The following is a 24069-nucleotide window of genomic DNA, read 5'->3' as shown; positions in this document are numbered from 1 at the left end:
GCTCATGAAAAAGCCGGGTTTTTCACCCCCGGACATGAAAATATACAGTGAAAACAGACAAAAACCCGGCTTTTCAGAATGCATTTTCACGGTAAAAAAACAAAACAAGCTGTCAGAAATTATATTCTGCCTCCTTAATTATCTGAGTTCCGGGCACCTCCTTTCATAAAAATATAATAAAAGTTAATCATGCTTGTTTCAAAATGAATACACGACAAAATTTTTTTTCTTACATATTTTTCAAGAAAGAATCAATAAAATTTTATATAACTACTTAATATATCGTAATCTGTGAAATTTGAAGACACAGACGATGTACTGTTAAAAAATCAGACATTGTCAATTTAAGTTTACAGATGGAACAGAGTCAGGTAAAAAAAATTTTAATTTTTTATACCCGTTCTTATGACAGGCTTTCCCACAGATAAGATAAAAGCCGGAATGTTGCATGAAATCAGGTTCTCAAAACCTGGGGGAATGATATCAAAGCCTTTCCCCAAAAGTACAAACCGCTTTCGGATTCCTGTGAAAAATACCGAAAAAATCTGTAAAAAGGAGAAAAAATTACAATGAACAAGATTAAATCCAAAATTGTATCCGCACAGGTTGTTTTTCTGGCAGCTCTGATTTTGTTTCCCATGCCATTATGTGCGCAAAATAACGGTTCAATCTCCGGCACGGTGTATCAAAGTGACGGTATTACCCCGTTCACAGAGAATGTCATTTATATAGAGGCGATTCCCGGAGATGTTCCCTGCGGTGACTTGGACACCATCGGATCAGCTTATACGAATTCTTCAGACGGAACTTACAGGATTGAAAATCTGCCTCCGGGAACGTATCATTTACGGACTTCGATTCCGGAAAAAATTAATTATGCAAATGAATGGTGGGCTTCATCAGAAAGTGTCACAGATTGCAACCTTGCTCAGTCTGTCACATTAGGTGACGGAGCATCTGTCAGTGACAAAAATTTTCAGTTGGATGCCGGAGCAATGATTTCCGGCACAATATATCAAAGTGACGGTGTTACGCCATTCACAGGGGACAGCATTTATATAGATGTGATTTCCGACGAAGCCTGCGGCCGAAAGAGCGCTGGATGGACTCAGACAAATTCCTCGGATGGAACCTATACCGTTGTGGGACTGCCTCCGGGAACGTATTATTTGCTCACTTCGATTTCAGAACTCAATTATGTGAATGAATGGTGGGCTGAATCCGCAAGCGTGACAGACTGCGACAATGCCGAAAACTTGACAGTTCAGGCCGGAGAAGCCGTGACTGGCAGAAATTTTCAGTTAGACCCCGGAGCCGCAATTTCCGGCACAATTTATCAAAATGACGGTGTGACTCCGTTTACAGGAGCCAGTGTTTATACAGATGTTGTTTCCGGTGATCCCTGCGGAGATTGGAAAACAATCAGATACACATACACGAATTCTTCTGACGGAACCTATACTGTTGTGGGACTGCCTCCGGGAACGTATTTTTTGCTCACCTCGGTTATGGGTCCCGATTATGTGGATGAATGGTGGGCTGAAAAAGAAAGTGTGATGCTTTGCAGTCATGCGGGATCTGTCACGGTTGAGGCTGCCGGAGTGTCTGTTATCAACAAAGACTTTCAGTTGGCGTATGAGGCAACGATTTCCGGGACAGTCTGTCAGAATGACGGGGTGACGCGGCTCACACAAGCAGGCATTTCCATACAGGTTATTTCCGGTGATCCCTGCGGAGATTGGAATGTTGACAGATCGGTTTCCGCGGATGCTTCTGACGGAACATACAGCATTACTCAGTTGACCCCGGGAACGTATTATCTGCGGGCCTCGGTTTCAGCAATAAATTATGTGGATGAATGGTGGGCTGAATCCGCAAGCATGTCTGATTGCAATCTTGCCCGGCCTGTAACAGTGGCTCCCGGAGATTCCGCCATTGACAAAGCCTTTCAGCTGGCTCCTGAGGCAACGATTTCAGGAACAGTATATCAGAGCGACGGTGTGACACCGTTCACAGAAGAGGGGACTTCCGTAGCAGTCATCTCCGGCAATCCCTGCGGAGATTGGAAAAAGATCGCATCAGCTTCCGTGGATACTTCTGACGGAACTTATGTAATTGGAGGATTGCCCGGAGGAATATATTATTTACACACGCTGATTTCAAAAACTGATTATGCAGATGAATGGTGGGCCGAATCAGCAAGTGTCACGGAATGCGCCAAAGCTCAGTCTGTCATGGCAGAGTCGGGCACGACAGTAAGGGAAAGGAATTTTCAGATCGCGACACTCACAAAAGGAGATATGAACGGAGATGGTCATATTCGCCTGGATGATGCCATTCTCGCACTGAAAGCAATCAGTGGTTTGCAGGCCATTGGAATTTATTCAGATGCGAACGCTGACGGAGATGGTAAAATCGGACTAGCTGAGATCAGTTATATTCTGCGAGATATTAGCAAACATCAGAACAAGATGAATCCGAACTGACAAATCAGAAAATTCAGATGCTCCTGCCGGATTGACAAATCCGGCAGGAATACTTGGAATTCGCCAATCCGAACCGGACGAGGGCAGGCTTTGTTCTTGACAATCCTGAAAATTTCAGGCATTTAAACGCCGACAGATGGCACTTCTTTGCCCTTCAGTCAGAAAATTTCCCATATGCTGAAAACATCTTGCCAGCGTCCTTTTTTGGCTGATCCCCTGTCAATACATGCCTGATAACGCCGATTTTAAGGATCAGAACTTATGATGTTCGTGACTCTGATAAGAAAGAACCGTTAATATCATCATGAAAAAAATACCTTTTATCAAATATACCTTGCATGGTAACAATTTCGTAATTGTTGACGAAGTCCGGGAGCCGATACTTGCGGAATCCGAAAAACCGGGGTTTGCTTATTGTGCGACCGATATGTGTTATGGTATCGGCTCGGACAACATGCTTGTGGTACAACCTTTCAGGCCGGAGACCCTGAAAGAGATCAACAGTGTCTGCCATTACTGGGACAGAGTTCCTGACCTGGCAGATGCGGATTATATTTTCCGAATGTTCGAACCCGGAGGAGAGGAGGCTTTCAGCTGCGGCAACGGGCTGATGTGTATTGCGAATTACCTGTACCGGCAATACAATGTGGAATCAGCCAAGATCATTACAGAAATTCCTACCTCCTGTCCCAAAGTCATTACCATCGGCACAAATTTGAAAAAAAAGACAAACTGGGCAAATATGGGACATCCCCGGCGAATATCCCCGGACATGGCAAAACCGTCAGTGACAACCCCTTATGACAGAGAGATTGATAAAATAAACAGCATTAAGGTGAATTTCCGGCGAAATAACGGGTTCGGTTTTATAAACGGGACATCATCATTAACGCTTTCCGGGTATCTTGTTTTTACCGGGGAACCCCATTTTGTCATTTTTACAAATAACGGATTTTCCGCCGAGAAACTGCTAAATAAAATGTTCCTTCCTGTCTCCTGCGAAAAACCAACGATGAGACGACCCTCAAAAAACGGGACAGACACAGGTTCCCAGCTCGTTCATTATATCGGCACATATTTTAAGAAAGAATACGCACAGCACTTTCCGGCCGGACTTAATATTGATTTTGTCAATATTATTGACGACTCGGGAATTCTGGAATACCGATGCTTTGAGCGGGGCATTAATCACGAAACCCTGGCATGCGGGACTGGGGCAGTGGCAGCGTCGTTTGTTGCCCGGCGTCTGAACATGCTCACCAGCGATCAGATTACCGTATGGCCTTATCGCTCCCGATGTCATAATCCTGATGCCAAAATTTATGTGAGAGAATGTGTGAACGACTGGCTGCTGTATGGAAAACCTGTCTTATTATGCGAAGGGACATTTATGTTTGATGAGGGATGAAGGATTCAGCAGATGTTCATCTCTTTTTTTCCATGCTTCGCATCACTGCTATTCAATGAATATGCCGTTCCTACGGGATGTTTCAAACATACACTTAACACCTGACACCTAACACCTGACACTCTCAAAAATGAAACTGAAGCTCATCATAAGTGCGCTTGTGCTGCTTGTTTTTGCCCTTGGATTCAATGCCTTGCTCAGTTTATCGTCTTTAAAAAAACTGTACATAGAATCCGTGGCTTCCAAATATGGCGTTATTGGAAAAGATTTACAAAGAAACATCCAAACCGCTCTCCGTTTCGGCAAGAATATCAGAAAATTCATTGGAATGGACAAATTACTGCAGGAAACAAAATCGAATCTTGTAAGAAAAATTAATACAGAAAACACCAGTGCCAGAATTATGGCAGATTCCATATCTGAAGCTGAGATTGCTGTTTCTGTTTCCCTGTCGGACGGAATAATTTTTTACAGTACCGAAGAAAAACTTAAAAGAACAAGGCTGCCCTCACAGGTTCAGATGAAGCTTGAAGATGCTGCAAACGAGAAAAAAAATTCTCCTGAACCCTGTTATGTCAGATGCAAAGATACTTATTTTATAATACTGCCTGTTTATGACTGGTTGGAGAAAAAACAGGTTGCAGGCATTATCATCACTTTTGATGAAAAACAGATGAAAGACCTTTTTCGGTCTGTAATTATTAACAATGTCAAAGTGATTGCAATAATACTTTTAAGCGGTTTTGTACTTCTGATAATACTTCTCAATATTGTGATCCCGGACAGACCTGATGTTCAAAAATTCCCAAAATTAAAAATTTATCTTGTAATATTTTTTGTTATCGGCTTCTCTCAAATTATTTTTACCGGCCTGAACACGAATGAATTTAAAAACCATTATCTGAAAATCAGTACGGAAAAAGCAGTGGCAATGGTAACCTTGCTGAAAGAGGATATTGAATACCTTCTGAATAAAGGCATTCGTATCAGCAAACTCGTTAAAGCAGATGTTCTGATGGGTGAAATCATCTCGGCGGCTCCGGAACTGGAGCACATTACTATTACTGACAATGAGGGACATCCGCTCTATATGGCAACCAAAAAGAGTGTAAGAGATTTTCAGAAATCAGCCGGAGATGGTATCCTTTATACCGATATTATCAGAAAAACAGACCCGGAATATCACCTTATATTCAGACTTCAGAAAGATGGGAGAACCGAGGGATACATTTCCGCTAATATCTCAAAAAAAGTATTGTTTGCCAAATTAAAGAAAACTGCTCTGGATTCGGCAACCGTTCTTATTATTTCCACACTTTTCTTTGTGGAACTGCTGATTATTTTTTTTCAGTTTCTCCAAAGAGAGTTTGCCGGGATTAAAGGGCGTATGATGCTTCGATACGGAGTCATACGACCGGCAGCATTCCTTCTTTTTTTTGGGATGGATGTTTCCACATCGTTCCTGCCGCTTCATATGGAAAAACTTTATGAGCCGATTTTTGGCCTTTCCAAAGATATCGTAATGGGGCTTCCGATTTCTGTGGAAATATTTTTTAGCGGGGTTTCCGTTATTATTGCAGGATCCTGGACGGACCGTCGGGGGTGGCACGAGCCGTTTCTCAGCGGACTTTTACTGGTCAGTGGGGGATATGTCTGGTCATGGCTGGCGACAGATGCGACCGAGTTTATTCTTTCCAGAGGGATTGCCGGGCTGGGATATGGTTTTTCGCTTGTAGCTTGTCAGAATTTTGTTGTCTCATATACGGATGAGAAAAACCGGTCCCGGGGCTTTGCCCAGATGTTTGCCGGCGCTTTTGCCGGGAGTATCTGTGGCTGCTCGGCAGGGGCTATCCTGGCTGAAAGAATCGGGTATTCCTTTGTATTCGCTTTTGGTTCAGTTATTATTCTGATCGCAATGGGTTATACCATTATATTTATGAGAAAGGCTTTCCGAAAACCATATCGGATTGTTGAAGACCTCGCACCGCCTCTGAAGATCAGACAGCTGTTTCATTTCCTCTCTGACAGAAGAATCTTCAGTCTGATCGTTTTCAGCAGTATTCCCGCATCCATAGCAATGGTCGGTTTTATAAATTATTTCTATCCGATTTATCTGAACCGAATCGGCACGTCACAGTCAGATATCGGACGAATTTATATGATATACGGTCTCTGCCTCATCTATGTCGGGCCGTTTTTCAGTAAGTATGTTGACGCATCAGAAAATAAAAAGGTATATATTGTTTTAACTGGTATTCTGGGAAGCTTGGGATTTATCAATTTTTATTTTTTCGGAGGACTTCCTGCCACAGCACTAACCGTTTTTCTCCTGGGGCTTTCAGGCAGCGCTAATGTTTCCAGGGTTTATGCCCTGAAGCTCGGAGTCACTCGGGAACTGGGGACGGGAAGGGCAATAGGCATCTTTACAATAGCGGAGAAGACCGGCCAGGTAATTGCTCCCATGGTGTTTGGCTGGTTAATTGCTGAAACAGAATTCCATAAAGGTCTTATCCGGTTCGGAGTTGCCTATCTGTTTGCCACAATGCTGTTTATGTTTCTGAGCAGGGGGGACAGAAAAATTTGTAAGAATTACAAGGAAGCCGGATAAGAAAAGGAAAAAAATTAACTGCTTATCTGACTTCTTTCTCATTTTTGTCCTTGACAATTCTGAAAACTTCAGGCAGTATTTTAAAAATTACACTGTCTGTTAATTGTATTTTATCAAAATAAATTAAAGAGGTTACAAAATATAATATTAAAGAGAGATTTTTTTGTCAAAAATGAAAATTTTATTATTAAATCCTCCGAATATTGAGGAAAATAAAGTAGATGCCCATACTATCCCCTTGGGAATACTATATCTTAATGAATTCATTAAACAGAAAGGATATGACTGCGATGTTTTAAATCTCTTCTTTAAGAAAAGCTGGCAGGATGTTTCTGATGTGTTAAGCAAAACAGATTTTCAAGTTGTCGGCATATCCTGTTATACAAGGCAAAGATTCAGTGTGTTCAAATTAGCTGAAGTTTGTAAAAAAATGAACACGCATTCCACAGTCGTCTTAGGCGGGCCCCATGCCACATTTCTTGACAAACAGATACTTGAAGAAATAGATGCTGTGGATTATATCATAAGAAAAGAAGGTGAATTAACTTTTCTTGAACTTTTAATTGCTCTTGAGAAGGGCAGAGATACTGATCTCAGCAAAATCAGAGGACTTACATTCAGAGAAAATGGAAGCATCATTAAAAATCCGCCGCGAAAGAATATTGAGAACCTGTCAGACTTCCCCCCCCCTGCATACACTCAGGAACATTTGGCATCTTTTCCGAAATGCGAACCGCTGACCTTCCGTTTTAGCAAAACCGGAAATCAGAAATCTATTGCTCCCATATTAGCTTCGCGAGGGTGTAACAATAACTGTCTGTTCTGCTCCAGCGGCCTGTATTTTAAAAAACAGATTTATTATACGCCTGAATATGTTTTTAATCAGATTCTTGAGCTGAACAGAAAATTAAATGTCAGAATGTTTGATTTTTATGATGATAATTTTACACATTCAAAACGTCATGTTCATGCAATCTGTGATTTAATTATCAAAAGCAGACTTGATATTATCTGGTGGTGTTCCTGTCGGGCCGAAAGTTTGGATGAAGATTTGTTATTAAAAATGAAGGCAGCCGGGTGTTTTACGATTTCCTACGGGATGGAATCAGGTTCTCAACGAATACTGAATAATATAAGAAAAAACCTGACAATTGAAGATTATATTTCTGCCGCAGAACTGACAAAGAAGACAGGCCTATATCTGAGGTTGACAATATCAATAGGGCATCCTGGAGAAAACGAGGATTCCATCAATGAAACAATAAAGTTGTTGGGACAGATAAAACCTGATCAAGTCGGACTTTTTCTGCTTAAACTCTATCCGGGAACTCCGTTACACGGGAGAGCTAAGAGAAGCGGATTTATCAATAATGAATATTGGTTTGATAAAAGGATGACAAGTGCTCCCTTTTATACAGAAAACATTTCTTTGGAAAAATTGATAGAATATAAAAATATGATAAAAGAAAGCCTGAAGCCACATACTGCTCATCAATATGAAAACATTGAAGCTTATAATCTGGAATTTGATTTGGAGTGGTAACTATTTTATATCTTTTTGACAAAACGGAGCTTAATTTATGGAGATAAGAGAAAATAAACAAGTCATTATTGACGGCAAGGCGATTCATACATGGGATGAAGTGAAATCTGCATATGGCAAACGTATGGAAACTTATGGTCCGGGTTCCAAAGGGCTTTTCTATTCCAGTGATACGGCGCATTCTGCAAGACTTGCCCACTCTTCCAAAATTCTCCATCAGATCATCAGACCTGATGATTCCGTACTTGACGTAGGATGCGGTGTCGGGGCTCTTGTCCCTTTTATGCCGCCCTGTGTTTACAGGGGAATTGACCTTGTAGCCCAATCTGTGGAAGAAGCGATCAGGTTCTACCCTGATCTGAGTTTTGACTGTGCCAATCTGACAGATATAACTGAAAAATATGACTGGGTATTTCTGATAGCGATAACCGCAAGCGTACCAATGCCGGAAGTATTAATAAAAAAAGCATGGGAGCTTTCGACAAAGGGTATCATTGTTGACTTCCTTGATGCACGAAAAGACCATGGAGATGATCTTAATACCTTCAGAATGGGGGCATGCACTGATTTATTTCTTGATATGGGAGCGCAACGGATAGAGTTATACCCTACCCGGAACCTGTGGAATGTATATGTTGTTCACAAGGAACCTTTTTGGCTTTAGCAATGGAAGACAACTTATTAAATTAATTATCAGATAAGGAAGGACGCTTTTTTTATGAAAACAATAGGAAAAATAGTTATTTTTTTGTTTGTGTGCTTTTTTCTGACTCAGGCAGCTCTGTTCGCCGCAGACAAGGGAAACTTCAGCACCGCACCGAAAACAGACAACGGAAAAAAATGGCGAATCGGATATTATGAAGGCGGAGAATATATCACATATCAAAAAAACTTTACTGCCACAATAAAGGCTCTGATGAATCTGGGCTGGATTGAGGCCGCAAAGCTTCCCCCCCAGAAAGGGGAGCAGACCGAGGAACTCTGGAACTGGCTTTCAAGCAAGTCGAAAAGCAAATATCTCCAGTTTGTTAAAGATGCCCACTATACCGCAAAATGGGATGAAAATATCAAAAAAAAAACAGCTGCCGAGATAATTGACCGCCTGAATCAGAAAAAAGATATTGACCTTATGATGTCGTACAGCACCTGGGCAGGGCAGGATCTGGCCAACAACAAACATCATACGCCGACAATGGTGATGGTAACTTCCAATCCTCTTTCAGCCGGTATTATTAAAAGCGTTGAAGATTCCGGATACGACCACATACACGCACGAGTTGATCCGTTTCGTACTGAGCGGGAGGTTCGGACTTTCCACGATATTATCGGTTTTAAAAAACTGGGCGTACCTTATGAAGATTCCCTTACTGGCAGAAGTTACGCTTCAATAGACAAGGTGGAGAAAGTTGCAAAAGAACGCGGGTTTGAAATTGTACATTGCCATACATTAAGTGATGGCGTCACTCAAAAAGTCGCAGGGGAAAGCATGAGAAAATGCTTTCTCGAACTGGGAAAAAAAGCCGATGCCATTTACATCACTTCTCAAGGAGGCATATATTCGAAAAATATTCCCAAATTAGTGGAAATCGCAAATTCGCATCGTATTCCGACATATTCTGACATGGGATCAAGTCATGTTAAGCTTGGGTTTCTGCTGAGCGTTTCAATGGCAGATTATAAGTATGTCGGACAATTTTATGCAGAGACATTTGCCAAGATACTTAACGGTGCAAAGCCACGGGAACTGAATCAGATATTTGAAGATCCCCCGAGAATCGCCATCAATCTGAAAACTGCTGAAATTATCGGATATGATCCTCCTATTGGAGTTTTGGAGATGGCAGATGAAATTTATGAGAGCATAGCAAAACCTGAATAACCAAATTTTCAGACAACTAAAAAGACTGATGCTTCTCACAGATTGCCAGCAATGCGATGAAAAGATGAAAAGAATAATTTTTGATACTCAGAGCAATCCTCTTCTTCATGGTGCGGAGGCGGAGCAAAACTATGACCAGCGCGGCGGCCTTTGTCAGTTAGACAAAGGCCATATTGTTGTTACCACCAGACCATATCAGCCTGACTATATAGAATATTGGAAAAGTCTGGGCTTTACCATTCCTCATCTGATTACGGCTGGCCCTTTTGATCCTCAATATACACTTTCCGAGCTGGTTGTCCGAAAAAAAGCTGTGCGAAAAACAATCAGAGCTTTAGCAAATGATACGCATTCAAGGCTTGAGTTTTACTACATTGAAGAAACTGAGAGGGCATTGTGTCAGTCGCTCGGAATCCCGGCCTATTGCAATTTTGATGTTTCAATTCCGCTTTCCCGCAAAATTTTTTTTAAAAAAATCTGTAAAGCCCTTTCTCTCGCCACACCGCCGTGGTTTTTTCACAAAGATAAAGATCAATTGTTTCAGAAAGCAAAAAATCTTTTACTTTCTGAAACTTCGATATTACTCAAAGGAGACAAGGGAACTGGCGGAATATCATACCGCGGAATGTTTGAAGTAAGTACAACAGAGGAACTTGAGACAGCTTTTGAGTCGCTAACGAACTTCGGAAAAGAATTTTTTATAGAAAAACGAATAGATCATAAAGCAGAGATTTCTCTGCATTGGGAGATTACTGAACAAGGTGAGCTCAGGCAGCTCGGTTTATTTGACCGAATAATGAACAACTGTTCTTATGTCGGCGGGTCCTACCCTGATACGATTCCTTTTTCTGTTAAGCAGCAAATAGAATCCCAACTAAGGGATAAAGTGGGGCCATATCTTATTCAACAAGGAGCTAAAGGGTATTTCCATTGTGATATCATTATTGATAAGCAGAATATCCCTTATTGGATTGATTTTAATCCGAGAAAAGGCGCATTGCTTTATATATGGGATATGGCCCGGCGGCTTTCAGAAATTTGTTTCGGGTCATCAGACTTCAGTTTTTGGCATGAACCCCTTCAAATATCTTCAAATAAATCCTTTCATGAAATTATAACAGAACTTTCCGATCTTATCCGGCCCGGGAAAAAGCCGTTTGTCGTAATTACCAATCCCGGAGTTATTGAGTCCGGTTCTGTTGATGTTACCGGCATATCTGAAAATTCAAAAAAAGAAGCAAGAGAAATTTTTGAAGAAGCGAAAAGGAGGCTTACATTTTTTTGATACATAAGTTTTGAGACAGAGCCTGAGAATATCCGGACCATAATAAATTGCAAAAATACAATTTTTGCACTCCGGATACGCCCGGAACTTCTCCGGAGTGCGAAAAATTCTTTTTCGCTGTTGCAAAAATACAATTTTTGCACTCCGGATACGCCCGGAACTTCTCCGGAGTGCGAAAAATTCTTTTTCGCTGTTGCAAAAATACAATTTTTGCACTCCGGATACGCCCGGAACTTCTCCGGAGTGCGAAAAATTCTTTTTCGCTGTTGCAAAAATACAATTTTTGCACTCCGGATACGCCCGGAACTTCTCCGGAGTGCGAAAAATTCTTTTTCGCTGTTGCAAAAATACAATTTTTGCACTCCGGATACGCCCGGAACTTCTCCGGAGTGCGAAAAATTCTTTTTCGCTGTTGCAAAAATACAATTTTTGCACTCCGGATACGCCCGGAACTTCTCCGGAGTGCGAAAAATTCTTTTTCGCTGTTGCAAAAATACAATTTTTGCACTCCGGATACGCCCGGAACTTCTCCGGAGTGCGAAAAATTCTTTTTCGCTGTTGCAAAAATACAATTTTTGCACTCCGGATACGCCCGGAACTTCTCCGGAGTGCGAAAAATTCTTTTTCGCTGTTGCAAAAATACAATTTTTGCACTCCGGATACGCCCGGAACTTCTCCGGAGTGCGAAAAATTCTTTTTCGCTGTTGCAAAAATACAATTTTTGCACTCCGGATACGCCCGGAACTTCTCCGGAGTGCGAAAAATTCTTTTTCGCTGTTGCAAAAATACAATTTTTGCACTCCGGATACGCCCGGAACTTCTCCGGAGTGCGAAAAATTCTTTTTCGCTGTTGCAAAAATACAATTTTTGCACTCCGGATACGCCCGGAACTTCTCCGGAGTGCGAAAAATTCTTTTTCGCTGTTGCAAAAATACAATTTTTGCACTCCGGATTCACCCGGAACTTCTCCGGAGTGCGAAAAATTCTTTTTCGCTGTTGCAAAAATACAATTTTTGCACTCCGGATACGCCCGGAACTTCTCCGGAGTGCGAAAAATTCTTTTTCGCTGTTGCAAAAATACAATTTTTGCACTCCGGATACGCCCGGAACTTCTCCGGAGTGCGAAAAATCCTTTTTCGCTGTTGCAAAAATACAATTTTTGCACTCCGGATACGCCCGGAACTTCTCCGGAGTGCGAAAAATTCTTTTTCGCTGTTGCAAAAATACAATTTTTGCACTCCGGATACGCCCGGAACTTCTCCGGGGTGCAAAAAATTCTTTTTCGCTGTTGCAAAAATACAATTTTTGCACTCCGGATACGCCCGGAACTTCTCCGGAGTGCGAAAAATCCTTTTTCGCTGTTGCAAAAATACAATTTTTGCACTCCGGATACGCCCGGAACTTCTCCGGGGTGCAAAAAATTCTTTTTCGCTGTTGCAAAAATACAATTTTTGCACTCCGGATACGCCCGGAACTTCTCCGGAGTGCGAAAAATTCTTTTTCGCTGTTGCAAAAATACAATTTTTGCACTCCGGATACGCCCGGAACTTCTCCGGATGCTACAAATATGTCGCCCTTACAGGGCCTGGTCGCTACTCCCCTATATCCGTTATGATCAGGCTTTTTGTCCGAACTGGATCAAAAAACTTGATCATCAGGTGATAAGGAATTCTTTAAAAATGAACCTCAGAAACAAGTTTCTCATTCCCACTGTTGTGGTCATTTTCATTGGCACAAGTATTTTAACAATTATTTCTTACATGATCTCAAAACAGTGTTTGGAGAACGCTGTCAGAGAACAGATTGTCCGAATTTCCGAATCTGCTCAGAAAAGCGCTGATTTCTGGATCAAAGATATTAGGATGAATATTGTCACCTGGAGCAAACAAAAAAGCCTTTACTGGGCTGTTCAGAATTCATTGCTGGGAAAAAGAGCGCGGAAATCAGCGAGCGTAACCTTTGCCGGTTTGAAAACAAAAGATTATGAAGTCATCAGCTTGGCAAACGCAGAAGGGGAAATTGTTTCCTCATCTGATCCTGAACTCATTGGCAAAACCAATGTGTCTGACCAGGAATATTTTCAAAAGGCTCTCAAAGGGGAAGTCTGGTTATCCCAGGTGATAAAAAGCAAAATCAGCGGCAGACCGGTTTTTGTCATCTCCGCTCCTATCCGGAAACAAGGCTCTTCCCACACCGGCGTGCTGTTTGGTATTATTGAACTGTCCTATTTTGCTGAAGAGATCATTGATCCGGTCAGGATAGGAAAAACAGGTTTCGCCTGTATGTATCAGAAAGATGGCAGTATTATTGCCTGTCCCGACAAATCCAGAATTTTTAACGACAACATAAACAAATATGATCTCAAACCCAATAAAGAAGGGATATGGACCTATACGGCCAGGGGTTCCGAAAGACTGGCGGCTTATAAACAGAGCCGTATAACAGGATGGTCTGTTGCCGTGAGTGCCGAGACAGCCGAACTTTACGCACCTGTGAACAGGATGGGTCATATCAGTGTTATCGTATCCGGTTTCATCCTGATGACTGTATTTATCGTAATTTTTCTGATTGCCCGGTCTGTTGTGAAACCCCTTAAAAATATCCTCAGAGGCATGACAGCAGTTTCAGATCAGGTTGCGTCCGCTTCCGGCCGGCTTTCAGTTATGGGACAGCAATTGGCAGAGGGTACCTCAGAACAGGCAACATCTTTGGAGGTATCCTCAGCATCTTTGGAGGAAACCGCTTCCATGACTCGGAGGAATGCGGATAACTCCAAAGCAGCCAGACAATTTATAAAAAAAGAGGCGGTTCCCAATCTGCAACTCATGGAAAAAAAGATGGGACAGATGCAGACAGCCATGAAGACAACGCTGAAAGCTGGTGAAAAGACGACTGAACTTATAAAAAATATTGAAAAAATCGCATTTCAGACCAATCTGTTGGCCTTAAACGCGGCCGTGGAAGCGGCACACGCCGGGAAAGCCGGGGCAGGATTTGCCGTGGTCGCGGACGAAGTGAGAAATCTGGCCCTGCGTTCCGCTGCCTCAGCCAGTGACATCGTGGCGCTGATTCAAGACGCCAATCTTAAAATGAAAGAAACAAAGAATTATTATCAGCAAGTTGAAGATATTATGAATAAAAATCTCAGAATATCTGAAAAAATTGAGCATATTATTGATGAAATTTCTGTTGCCTCTGACGAACAAGCCGAAGGGGTAAGTCACAACAGCAATGCCATCGTGGAACTGGATCAGGTGGTTCAGCAGAATGCCATTCACGCTGAGAAATCCGCGTCGGCTTCTGAGCGGATGGATGCCCTGGTTGAGCAGATGAAAGATTTTATGGGGGAATTATTAGAAGTGATTAATGGACGGTGATATTTTCGCTACTAAACGACCAGATAAATGCTGACAGATTGCTGAGATGTAAGACAATTTTTCAAATTGTTTTTCGGGCAGTTTGAAAAATTGTCCTGCATGATTTTCAGGATGTGTCCCACCTTTTACACATCCGAAAAAATCAGCCACAAAGACACAAAGCCACAAAGGAATCACAAAGAGACTTCGTGACACTTTGTGCCTTCGTGCCTTTGTGGCAAAAAAAATGGCAGGTTCCGCTTTTTACGCATCCGAAAAAATCAGCCACAAAGGACTCACAAAGAGACTTCGTGAAACTTTGTGCCTTCGTGCCTTTGTGGCAAAAAAAATGGCAGGTTCCGCTTTTTACGCATCCGAAAAAATCAGCCACAAAGGACTCACAAAGAGACTTCGTGAAACTTTGTGCCTTCGTGCCTTTGTGGCAAAAAAAATGGCAGGTTCCGCTTTTTACGCATCCGAAAAAATCAGCCACAAAGGACTCACAAAGAGACTTCGTGAAACTTTGTGCCTTCGTGCCTTTGTGGCAAAAAAAATGGCAGGTTCCGCTTTTTACGCATCCGAAAAAATCAGCCACAAAGGACTCACAAAGAGACTTCGTGAAACTTTGTGCCTTCGTGCCTTTGTGGCAAAAAAAATGGCAGGTTCCGCTTTTTACACATCCGAAAAAATCAGCCACAAAGACACAAAGCCACAAAGGACTCACAAAGAGACTTCGTGAAACTTTGTGCCTTCGTGCCTTTGTGGCAAAAAAAATGGCAGGTTCCGCTTTTTACGCATCCGAAAAAATCAGCCACAAAGACACAAAGCCGCAAAGGAATCACAAAGAGACTTAGTAAAACTTTGTGCCTTCGTGCCTTTGTGGCAAAAAAACGGGTGTGTCCGGTTTTTCCGAATTTCACCCCTCAGAACTTATCTGGTCAGACAGTATAGTGAAAAGTATCTGATCAAAACCCGATGACATCAGGATAAAAATCAGTTTTTTGTGTTAAAATGAAAGGTTGACAGAACCCCCTCTGATCAAATATAAAACAGAATATGTTTTTTGGGTACCACGGAAAATATCATTTTTCAGTACAGAAAGCAAGCAGGAGCAAAAAATCAGAAAGGGTTCAGGCTGGATTTATGAATGATCATTCTCCTTCTAATAAAAACTTGCTAAAAAAGATTCAGATTCCGGAACAGGAGTCCCGGAATCTGAAACATACGGAAACGCATCTGAAAGAATGCCCCGCGAATGCCATTCTGAATTCTTTGTCCGCGCATATCGCAATCTTGGATGAGGAGGGCATTATTTTGGAAACGAACCAGTCCTGGAAGGCATTTGCCCTGGAAAACCAGGTGAACATGCGGCCGGATATGATCGGTGTCAATTATCTTGAACTCTGTGACAATGTCCGGGGAGATGGCGGGGCAGAAGCCCGTGTCGTGTCAGACGGCATCCGGGAGGTGATTTCCGGAAAAACAGATGAATTTGTCACGGATTATGCCTGTCATTCTCCCTCGGAGAGACGCTGGTTTTACATGCGGGCGACCCGGCTGTCATACCCGGGGCCGCTCAAGATCGTTGTCAGTCATGAGAACATTACCGCGTTAAAACTTGCCGAAGAATCCCTGAGAGATCGGAAAAAAGAACTCCGGGACCGGGCCCGGGATCTCGACGAAGTCAACACCGCCCTGAAAATTCTCCTCAGACAGAGAGAGGCGGACAGGAAGGAGCTTGAGGAAAAGGTGGTGTCCAATGTCAGTCAGCTTGTCATTCCTTACATAGAAAAAATGATGATGACCCGATTAGACTCACGCCAAAAGGAGTATATAAAAATTCTGAAGCGTCATCTTGACGAGATTGTTTCTCCTTTTCTTCATCATATTTCTTCAAAATATCAGCGCCTGACCCCCCGGGAAATTGAGATCGCCAGCCTTATCAGAGGCGGGAATACGACCAAGGAAATTGCCATGATTCTGAATGTTTCCGAAAGCGCCATTGATTTTCATCGTAAAAATATCCGAAAAAAATTTGGTCTGACCAATAACAAAGCCAATCTCAGAGCCTATCTGCTTTCCCTTTCATAATAGCAGGTTTTACCTACCGTTTTACTCCCTTTCTTTTCCCATTGTCTTTTTTTATAACCCGTGTCATTTTCTTATCAGAAGATAACAGAGGGTGTTATCATTTAATCATATAACAAAAGGAGGCGTATTATGCTGTGCAGTTTTGCAACATTGGAAAATGACAAAGTGGATGAGATCAAGGCTCTGGAAAAAGAAATTGGGAAAACAATGGTCGCTTTTTCCTGTCATGATGTCAAAGCAACTCAACTGTCGGAGGATGAACTGGCCAAAATCAAAAAACTGGAAGACAAAATGGGGCTTTCGCTGGTAGCAGTAAATGCCTGATGTGTCTTCCTGTTCTTCCGTGACAATCCAACATTGTTTGCTTCTCCGATCAACACGCGGCAGAGGTGTCCGGGTAGCGCCTCTGCCGACCTTCCGAACTCATCAGACCTGATCATCAGGTTATTCATACGTTGCACTTTGTTTTCCGAGGTGCTGCCACCATAGCGACAAGAATTGTAAACAGCAATGCATTCGAAGGAATATGAAGATTAAAATCAGCCATGCTGTGAACCAGGATCGCTGTTACACCGGACATGGCCCCGAGGGCAATTCCCCGGGTCTGACGGCTTCGACTTTTCAGTTTTCTGAATCCCCTTCTGTAAAAAGCAATCATCATCCAGATAAGGACCGGAATGAAAAAGATTCCGAGTTCGGATATAAAATGCAGATAATCATTATGAGCCATTCTGAAATGTTTGCCTAATCCCGGGGGCTGATATTGGGTAAAGACAGTACCAAAATTACCGGGACCGATTCCGGTCAGGGGATGATTATTTACCATTTTTACAACGCCTTTCCAGGCTGTTATCCGACTATTAATACTCATTTCTTCCTGTTCCACAATGGTACGAAATCTTTTTACCACAGGAGTGTTAAATAAAACAATCAGGGCAACTGCCAGCAAACCGACAATCAGCGAGATAAGAATTTTTTTGTGTTTGAAATGACGACTGCGTAAAAGCATAACAGACATGAACACCAGGCTCGTCAACGAGCCGATCCAGCCGCCTCTGGAAAGCGATAAGATCAGTGCCGTCAGCATAATAATTGTCAGGTATGTCATCAGAAGCAGTTTGCCGCCCTTATAATCCTTGAGAAAAAGCCCTAAGATCAGGGGAAGGGCCATTTCCATATACCCTGCCAAATGGTCGGGATTACCAAAAACAGATGTCAGGCGAAGCGTGTTCTGACTAAGATCAGTATAATTCCACCAGGGAAAAGGACTGATCCCGGACATTTTTAAGAATCCGAAAACAGATATAAATACTGCCATTCCTATAATAATACAGACAAGCTGTCTGAACTGCGTTCTGCTGCGAATGGTATGAATAATCAGATAAAATACAACAATATAATTCACAAGCAGGGTCAGGGCCCGGAAACTTGTGTGACGGTGTGTTGAAAAGACAGCGGACAGGACAGCAAGAACAAGCAGGGCCAGGATCGGCTTGTCAAGTGATGTTCTGATCCATCTCCATTTTCCGGTCAGATTCATGTCCAGCAGAAAGGGGGTAAGGGCTGTCAGTGTTACTATATGAATGACACATATTGCCCATCCCTGAACAGACGCCCGTGCCAGAGGGGTGAATATGAGTAACACACAGAGCGCATAACGAGTCATATCTGCCAGCGGGGATTTTGCGGAAGATACTGACCGACGTTTTATATTTTCCTTTTTTATTTTCGAGGAAAAGTTTCGGGTTCTTTCGTGCAGATATGGCGCTGTTTCCTGAATTATATAATTTTTTTGTGCAGACATGGCGATATTTTCTGAGTCAGACGGAGGTTTTTTTTAATTTTACCCATGTTCAGCAGATCGAAAAATTTCCGGACCGGGGACAGCAGAGAAACCCTCTGTAGCAGAGAAACCCGGCTTTTTTTTCCGGAGGGTGTGTCTTCCCTGCGGGAAAAAGCCGGGTTTCTTTCCCGTCTGTAGCGGAGAAACCCGGTTTTCTGTAGCGGAGAAACCCGGCTTTTTTTTCCGGACGAAGATCATGGCTCGTTTTCCCTATGTGCCAATATATTTTTTCGTAATTTTATTAAATGATCTTTAATGCTTTCCTTTGTAACCAACACTCCGAAATCCTCCGGAACCTCAGTCAGAGGGTCATTAAATATTCTCGCCAGAATATATTTCACAATTGTCACTCTGTAATGACTCCATTCATAGTAATTTCTGTTGTCCGTGGTAATCGAATTATATCCGCTGAAATCCCAGAACGGAGATATGTCAGACAATTGCTTTAAAAATGTAAGATAATCCTCCATATCAAAAACATCCAGCATCATATGATGATGGGGTACGGTAAGCAGGATTAAATTGACATGATTACGATCACAAATCTGTTTGATTTTTTTTAAGGATTCAATACTTTCTTTCATTCTGATCCCTTTGGCTTTTCTATCCTGAGCAAAAAGGGACTTATATGACGCGGTCCTTGTCACTCCCATCAGCGTTTTAAGTTTGGACGCCTCATCCCGGAGATGGAAGGTCTTTTTCTTTCTGATATATTTCTCATGATCCTGGGCAATCAGCTTTTCCTCATACCTGTAACTTCTCTCTCCGGTCTCTTCGACAACAGTTTTAAGGTTTTCTATTTTTTCAATTCCAAAAACATATTTTAATTTTTTGATAAGGAGTTCTGCTCCCGGATTCATATAGGAAAAATAGAATTCCATAACATTCTTTCCGCTGACCTTATAATGGGGTTCTGTCATTAATGTGGTGTCATCCGATCCGAAATAACTGTAAAGATCATTAATATGAACCTGTAATATGATATTTTTCACGATATAATTTTCAACAATGTATTTCACATGGTTCAGATTGTCATACTCGGTCGCCGCGCTGACAAATAAATTATAGAATCTGGTACCCGGCATATATTTTTCAACCCACTCAGGTTTAATCGCTGCAATTCTTGAGCCGCCTATCAGATATGAATTGTATTTCCTGAAATGTTTATCCAGATATTCTATTTTATTAAATCGCTGAGTGATAATCATTGATATTTCAGGGGTGTTGAAAAGCCGGTCTCCGAACACACCAAAGGGATCAATAATACAGGCGATTGCCAAATATGCAACGATCACGATCCCAAAAAATTCTAATAACCATTTTTTATAGATATCCATTTTTCCAGTGTTTCTGTAGATAGCTGAGGACTATTTCCCTCTAAAGTTTTGAACGGTAGTTTCCGCTGCGCTTCACCCACCCTGCACCCGGGTATTTTATTTTTTAGGAAATGTCCCATAAATTTTTATCTGTCAGTTTCGGATCAGAATTGAAAGTATAGGAAATCTCCGACATTACTCATGTTTAACATTGAAAATATTAACAATATTGCAGAAAACACAGCAAACTTCAAATTGGGTCTGAATTTTTCTTTTATTTCCATACTGTTTGGCAGAAAAAAGACAATAAAGAAACCAATGGCAATATAAATAAGTTGTCCGACAGACGCATAAGGAATTCCCGAAAATTGTAAGTTGCTAAAATCAAAAAGCGTTTTAACAACATAAATCGCATCTCCGAAGCTGGCTGAAACAAAAAGGATTCTCACAAGCACTACGCCGGAAAATGTCAGGAACCATGCCAGAAAAAAAGGCAGACGTTTATTTGCTCTTGTCATTGCATGAGCAAATATGACAAATATGCCATTAAAAATGCCCCAGACAACAAATGTCCATCCTGCGCCGTGCCAGAATCCTGAAACCAGGAATGTTATGAATATTGCAAAATAAAACTTTCGGGCACTGTCTCCTTTATGAAAAATGCTTCTGAAAATATAATCTCCGAGAAATCTTGACAAGGTCATATGCCACCGCCTCCAATAGTCGGCAAAATTTCTTGCCTTATAGGGAGAGTTAAAATTTATCGGAATCTTGATATTAAACATGGAACCTAAGCCAATCGCCATATCCGCATAGCCAGATAAGTCAAAATAATATGAAAGCGTATAGCTTATGGAAGAAAACCATGATTCGAGCATTGTCAGTTCCTGTGCATGACTGAACGCGGGCTGTGCCCATGAGGTCAGAGGGTCAGCTATTAATATTTTTTTTGCACATCCTATTGAAAAGAGAAATATACCCATTGAAATGTTTTTATAGTTCAGTTCTGATGTGTTCGGGTCTTCGTACTGCGGAACCACGTCTCTGTGATGAACAATCGGGCCGACAATGAGCTGAGGGAAAAATGTTATAAATAACAAATAATTTAAAAAACTGTATCCCTTTGTCTTGCATCTGTAAGAATCAATTAAATATGCGATGAGCTGAAATGTAAAAAAAGAAATCCCTATGGGTAATACAATATGAAGGAGAGGAAGTTTTTTTTCTGCAAAAAAATTTATATTTAATATGAAAAAATCCATATATTTATAATAACCCAGGAGAGTGACATTTCCTAATATTCCGGTGACTAACAGAATGTTTGCGATGATTTTTGATTTTTCTTTGAATGTATTAAGTAACAGACCGATTAAATAATTAAAAATAACGCTTCCGACAAAGAAGGGTAAAAAATGCCGACTTCCATAACCATAGAAAAACAGAGATGAACAGGCTAACCAGCACTTTCCCGAAGTACGGTTGAACCTGTTAAGTAAAAAATAGACTGCAAAAACAATTGGCAAAAATTTAAATAAAAATGTATAAGAAGAAAATATCATATTTCCGGCTTTTTTTTAAGTCACGGTTCAGCCCTGAAATCAGATTCAGGATAGTTCACGCTGCCTTTACCGTGAGAACATATTATATATCCAATTGAAATTTAATAGTTTTCGTAGTAAAACTACAAGTATGGCCCGGCATTTTCATATCAGGGGTGAAAAAAATTTTTTGCGGATGTTTATCTGAAAAATCAGTATCTGATTCATTTTTAACTTTTTTAATTTTTCAGAATAGTTTAAAATCAAAAAATACAAATAATTTTTCTTGCTAAATGCTAATTTTTTTTCTATTGATTAATAATAAAAAGGTCAATGGGATAAAAAGAGTATTTAGAGGTAGCAATATGCTACCTTGTGTGAAATTCTGATGTGCGATTTTCAAGGTCTGAAATCTGAAATCGAATTTGAAACCGGAAGGTTCATGCTTCATGCTTTAAGGGGATGAATATAGCCGGTTAAACCCGAATATGCTCTTATACCGAACCATGCCGGAATATACTTGTGACAACAGATACGCCTATTTTGATGTTGACTGGTCCGCCATAGATAAACCCGATGAAAATCCAGAAGCTTCCAATTTGACAAAGCAATTTGACACATACCCGGACATAAATTTTTATACATCTGTATATCATAAAAATATGCAAAAATTTTTGTTATAGTACCTATCTCAGAAACCTCCCGGTTCCGATCATAACTAACAGGGCCGATGATCAGAAAATATATGGGGTTATAAGCGAATCATTGAGAACAGATAACGGATAACAAACAAAAATGTGCGGAATCACCGGAAAATATAATTTTCAGACAGAGGAACCTGTCTCCCCTGAACTCATCAGGGCCATGACTGACAAAATCGTTTACCGGGGTCCTGATGACCAGGGGGTTTATACAGACGGAAATATCGGTCTGGGACACAGACGCCTGAGTATTCTGGACCTGTCCGAACTGGGGCATCAGCCCATGGGATCAGAAGACGGGACGATCTGGATCGTGTTTAACGGAGAAATTTATAATTTCCAGACGGTCCGGGCGGATCTGATCTCCAAAGGCCATACCTTTAAAAGTGAATGCGACACCGAGGTGATCATCTGTCTGTATCAGGAATACGGGGAGGACTGTCTGAAGTATCTGAGGGGCATGTTTGCTTTTGCAATATGGGACCAAAACACATCCACCCTTTTTCTTGCCCGGGACCGCATCGGCAAAAAGCCGCTGTTTTATTATTATGACGGGAAGACCTTCATCTTTGCATCAGAGATCAAATCCATCCTTGAAGATCCGCTGGTCAGAAGAGAGATGAATTACCAGGCGTTCTATGATTATTTCAAATACCTTTATGTCCCGGATCCCAAAACGATTTACAAGAATATTTACAAATTGGAACCCGGATACTGCATGACCTGCTCCAAAGAGGGGATAAAAAAACGGGAATACTGGGATATCTCCTTTGCAGAAGAACACCGCGGAAGTCTGGCGGATATTTCCGAAGAACTCCTTCATATCTTAGACGAAAGTGTCCGCCTCAGAATGATCAGTGATGTTCCTCTGGGCGCGTTTCTGAGCGGTGGGATTGATTCCAGCGGGGTCGTCGCGCTCATGGCAAAACAGCAGGACAATCCTGTGACCACCTGTTCCATTGGTTTTGATTCAGAGGCTTATGATGAAATTGAGTTTGCCAGAATGATCGCTGACAAATTCAGAACTGACCACCATGAGTTCACAGTAAAGCAAAACGCTGAAAAAATTCTTACGGATCTGGCCTATTATTTTGATGAGCCTTTTGCGGATTCATCCGCTATCCCGACTTTTTATGTATCACAATTGGCAAGGCAAAAAGTGACGGTGGCACTTTCCGGTGACGGCGGAGATGAAAATTTTGCAGGTTATGAAAAATACTATTTGGATGACATTGAAAACAAAATCAGAAAAAAAATACCCCGGGTCATCAGAAAATCGTTTTTTCCGTTTTTATCCGGCCTGCTTTCAAATGCGAACCATACATTGCTCCAAAGAGGCACGACGTTATTAAATGCTTTAAGTTTTGAATCTGATTACGGATTTTATCTTACAAACACAGAGGTCAGAGGCCCGCTGTGGAACATGCTGGTAACTGATCATACGAAAAAACAAATCAGTGATTATGATCCGTTTTCAGTGACTCAGTATTATTACAATAAAGCGGATACAGATGATCATCTGTCCAAAATTCTTTATACGGATCTAAAAACCTATTTAACTGAAATTTTAGTCAAAGTGGATCGGATGAGTATGGCAAACTCCCTTGAGGTCAGGTCCCCGATCCTTGATCATCATGTCATTGAATTTGTCGCAGGCATCCCCGCGCATCTGAAATATAACAGAGGGGAAAAAAAATATATTTTAAAGCAGTGCTTTCAGCCGTTCCTGCCGGCAGAAGTGATGTACAGGAAGAAAATGGGGTTCTCTGTGCCTCTGGCAGACTGGTTCCGGGGGGAATTAAAGGACTTGGCAAACCAGTATTTCTTTGACAAGAATGCAGGGCTATGCTATTTTTTTAATACTGACTCTTTAAGGACAGTGTGGGATATGCATCAGACAGGAAAAAGAAACTACGCGACCCTTCTCTGGAGCCTTCTGATGTTTGAGCTTTGGCACAGGGAGTTTATGGCATAGTTCTCCCCGACAATGAATTGCCAGGCTATTTTCAGCCGTT

16 protein-coding genes are annotated in these 24069 nt (G+C 41.6%); 13 read left to right on the top strand and 3 right to left on the bottom strand.

The genetic code is table 11. The features are described 5' to 3' along the window. Nucleotides 1–569 precede the first annotated feature (569 nt). The 12 genes from dnm_RS30500 (at nt 570) to dnm_RS30445 (ending at nt 16980) form a co-directional block, all read left to right on the top strand. Nucleotides 570–2486: a hypothetical protein gene (locus tag dnm_RS30500; protein WP_207680633.1), complete on the top strand. Its 1917-nt coding sequence runs from the start codon at nt 570–572 to the stop codon at nt 2484–2486. 304 nt (nt 2487–2790) lie between these two features. Next, nucleotides 2791–3894, top strand: coding sequence for a diaminopimelate epimerase (locus dnm_RS30495; protein WP_207680632.1), 1104 nt, complete (start codon nt 2791–2793; stop codon nt 3892–3894). 130 nt (nt 3895–4024) lie between these two features. After that, a complete protein-coding gene (locus dnm_RS30490; protein WP_207680631.1) occupies nt 4025–6502 on the top strand; it encodes an MFS transporter in 2478 nt (825 codons plus the stop codon). A gap of 172 nt (nt 6503–6674) precedes the next feature. Then, a complete protein-coding gene (locus tag dnm_RS30485; RefSeq protein ID WP_246556407.1) occupies nt 6675–8045 on the top strand; it encodes a B12-binding domain-containing radical SAM protein in 1371 nt (456 codons plus the stop codon). Between the two features lie 37 nt (nt 8046–8082). Then, nucleotides 8083–8709: a class I SAM-dependent methyltransferase gene (locus dnm_RS30480; protein ID WP_207680629.1), complete on the top strand. Its 627-nt coding sequence runs from the start codon at nt 8083–8085 to the stop codon at nt 8707–8709. A gap of 54 nt (nt 8710–8763) precedes the next feature. Further along, the gene (locus dnm_RS30475; protein ID WP_207680628.1) at nt 8764–9924 is read left to right on the top strand and encodes an ABC transporter substrate-binding protein; all 1161 of its coding nucleotides are present in this window, start codon (nt 8764–8766) and stop codon (nt 9922–9924) included. A gap of 64 nt (nt 9925–9988) precedes the next feature. Further along, nucleotides 9989–11209: an ATP-grasp domain-containing protein gene (locus tag dnm_RS30470; protein WP_207680627.1), complete on the top strand. Its 1221-nt coding sequence runs from the start codon at nt 9989–9991 to the stop codon at nt 11207–11209. Nucleotides 11210–11306: 97 nt separating this feature from the next. Then, a complete protein-coding gene (locus dnm_RS30465) occupies nt 11307–12824 on the top strand; it encodes a hypothetical protein (RefSeq protein ID WP_207680626.1) in 1518 nt (505 codons plus the stop codon). Between the two features lie 64 nt (nt 12825–12888). Next, nucleotides 12889–14586, top strand: coding sequence for a methyl-accepting chemotaxis protein (locus dnm_RS30460; RefSeq protein ID WP_207680625.1), 1698 nt, complete (start codon nt 12889–12891; stop codon nt 14584–14586). 226 nt (nt 14587–14812) lie between these two features. Beyond that, nucleotides 14813–15304: a hypothetical protein gene (locus dnm_RS30455; protein ID WP_207680624.1), complete on the top strand. Its 492-nt coding sequence runs from the start codon at nt 14813–14815 to the stop codon at nt 15302–15304. A 404-nt stretch (nt 15305–15708) separates the two neighbouring features. Then, the gene (locus dnm_RS30450; protein WP_207680623.1) at nt 15709–16656 is read left to right on the top strand and encodes a LuxR C-terminal-related transcriptional regulator; all 948 of its coding nucleotides are present in this window, start codon (nt 15709–15711) and stop codon (nt 16654–16656) included. A 129-nt stretch (nt 16657–16785) separates the two neighbouring features. Further along, a complete protein-coding gene (locus tag dnm_RS30445) occupies nt 16786–16980 on the top strand; it encodes a hypothetical protein (RefSeq protein ID WP_207680622.1) in 195 nt (64 codons plus the stop codon). Between the two features lie 124 nt (nt 16981–17104). Here the strand turns inward: dnm_RS30445 and dnm_RS30440 are convergent, their stop codons facing one another. From dnm_RS30440 to dnm_RS30430, 3 genes are all read right to left on the bottom strand, one after another. Continuing rightward, on the bottom strand, nt 17105–18460 hold the full coding sequence (locus tag dnm_RS30440) for an O-antigen ligase family protein (RefSeq protein WP_207680621.1): 1356 nt from the start codon (nt 18458–18460) through the stop codon (nt 17105–17107). Nucleotides 18461–18693: 233 nt separating this feature from the next. Beyond that, the gene (locus dnm_RS30435; protein ID WP_207680620.1) at nt 18694–19836 is read right to left on the bottom strand and encodes a hypothetical protein; all 1143 of its coding nucleotides are present in this window, start codon (nt 19834–19836) and stop codon (nt 18694–18696) included. A gap of 143 nt (nt 19837–19979) precedes the next feature. Continuing rightward, complete coding sequence (locus dnm_RS30430) at nt 19980–21077, bottom strand: MBOAT family O-acyltransferase (protein WP_207680619.1); 1098 nt, start codon at nt 21075–21077, stop codon at nt 19980–19982. Nucleotides 21078–22148: 1071 nt separating this feature from the next. Between dnm_RS30430 and asnB the strand changes: the two genes are divergently transcribed. Next, nucleotides 22149–24029: an asparagine synthase (glutamine-hydrolyzing) gene (asnB, locus tag dnm_RS30425; protein WP_207680618.1), complete on the top strand. Its 1881-nt coding sequence runs from the start codon at nt 22149–22151 to the stop codon at nt 24027–24029. Nucleotides 24030–24069: the final 40 nt, after the last annotated feature.

The organism is Desulfonema magnum (assembly GCF_017377395.1).
Taxonomy (GTDB): Bacteria; Desulfobacterota; Desulfobacteria; order Desulfobacterales; family 4be13; genus Desulfonema_C; species Desulfonema_C magnum.
This window is presented reverse-complemented; position numbering and strand designations above follow the sequence as displayed.

Coding starts and splice junctions, on each gene's coding strand:
- dnm_RS30500 (WP_207680633.1), top strand. CDS start 570: ATGAACAAGATTAAATCCAAAATTGTATCCGCACAGGTTGTTTTTCTG.
- dnm_RS30495 (WP_207680632.1), top strand. CDS start 2,791: ATGAAAAAAATACCTTTTATCAAATATACCTTGCATGGTAACAATTTC.
- dnm_RS30490 (WP_207680631.1), top strand. CDS start 4,025: ATGAAACTGAAGCTCATCATAAGTGCGCTTGTGCTGCTTGTTTTTGCC.
- dnm_RS30485 (WP_246556407.1), top strand. CDS start 6,675: ATGAAAATTTTATTATTAAATCCTCCGAATATTGAGGAAAATAAAGTA.
- dnm_RS30480 (WP_207680629.1), top strand. CDS start 8,083: ATGGAGATAAGAGAAAATAAACAAGTCATTATTGACGGCAAGGCGATT.
- dnm_RS30475 (WP_207680628.1), top strand. CDS start 8,764: ATGAAAACAATAGGAAAAATAGTTATTTTTTTGTTTGTGTGCTTTTTT.
- dnm_RS30470 (WP_207680627.1), top strand. CDS start 9,989: ATGAAAAGAATAATTTTTGATACTCAGAGCAATCCTCTTCTTCATGGT.
- dnm_RS30460 (WP_207680625.1), top strand. CDS start 12,889: ATGAACCTCAGAAACAAGTTTCTCATTCCCACTGTTGTGGTCATTTTC.
- dnm_RS30455 (WP_207680624.1), top strand. CDS start 14,813: ATGGCAGGTTCCGCTTTTTACGCATCCGAAAAAATCAGCCACAAAGGA.
- dnm_RS30450 (WP_207680623.1), top strand. CDS start 15,709: ATGAATGATCATTCTCCTTCTAATAAAAACTTGCTAAAAAAGATTCAG.
- dnm_RS30445 (WP_207680622.1), top strand. CDS start 16,786: ATGCTGTGCAGTTTTGCAACATTGGAAAATGACAAAGTGGATGAGATC.
- dnm_RS30440 (WP_207680621.1), bottom strand. CDS start 18,460: ATGTCTGCACAAAAAAATTATATAATTCAGGAAACAGCGCCATATCTG.
- dnm_RS30435 (WP_207680620.1), bottom strand. CDS start 19,836: ATGGATATCTATAAAAAATGGTTATTAGAATTTTTTGGGATCGTGATC.
- dnm_RS30430 (WP_207680619.1), bottom strand. CDS start 21,077: ATGGATTTTTTCATATTAAATATAAATTTTTTTGCAGAAAAAAAACTT.
- asnB (WP_207680618.1), top strand. CDS start 22,149: ATGTGCGGAATCACCGGAAAATATAATTTTCAGACAGAGGAACCTGTC.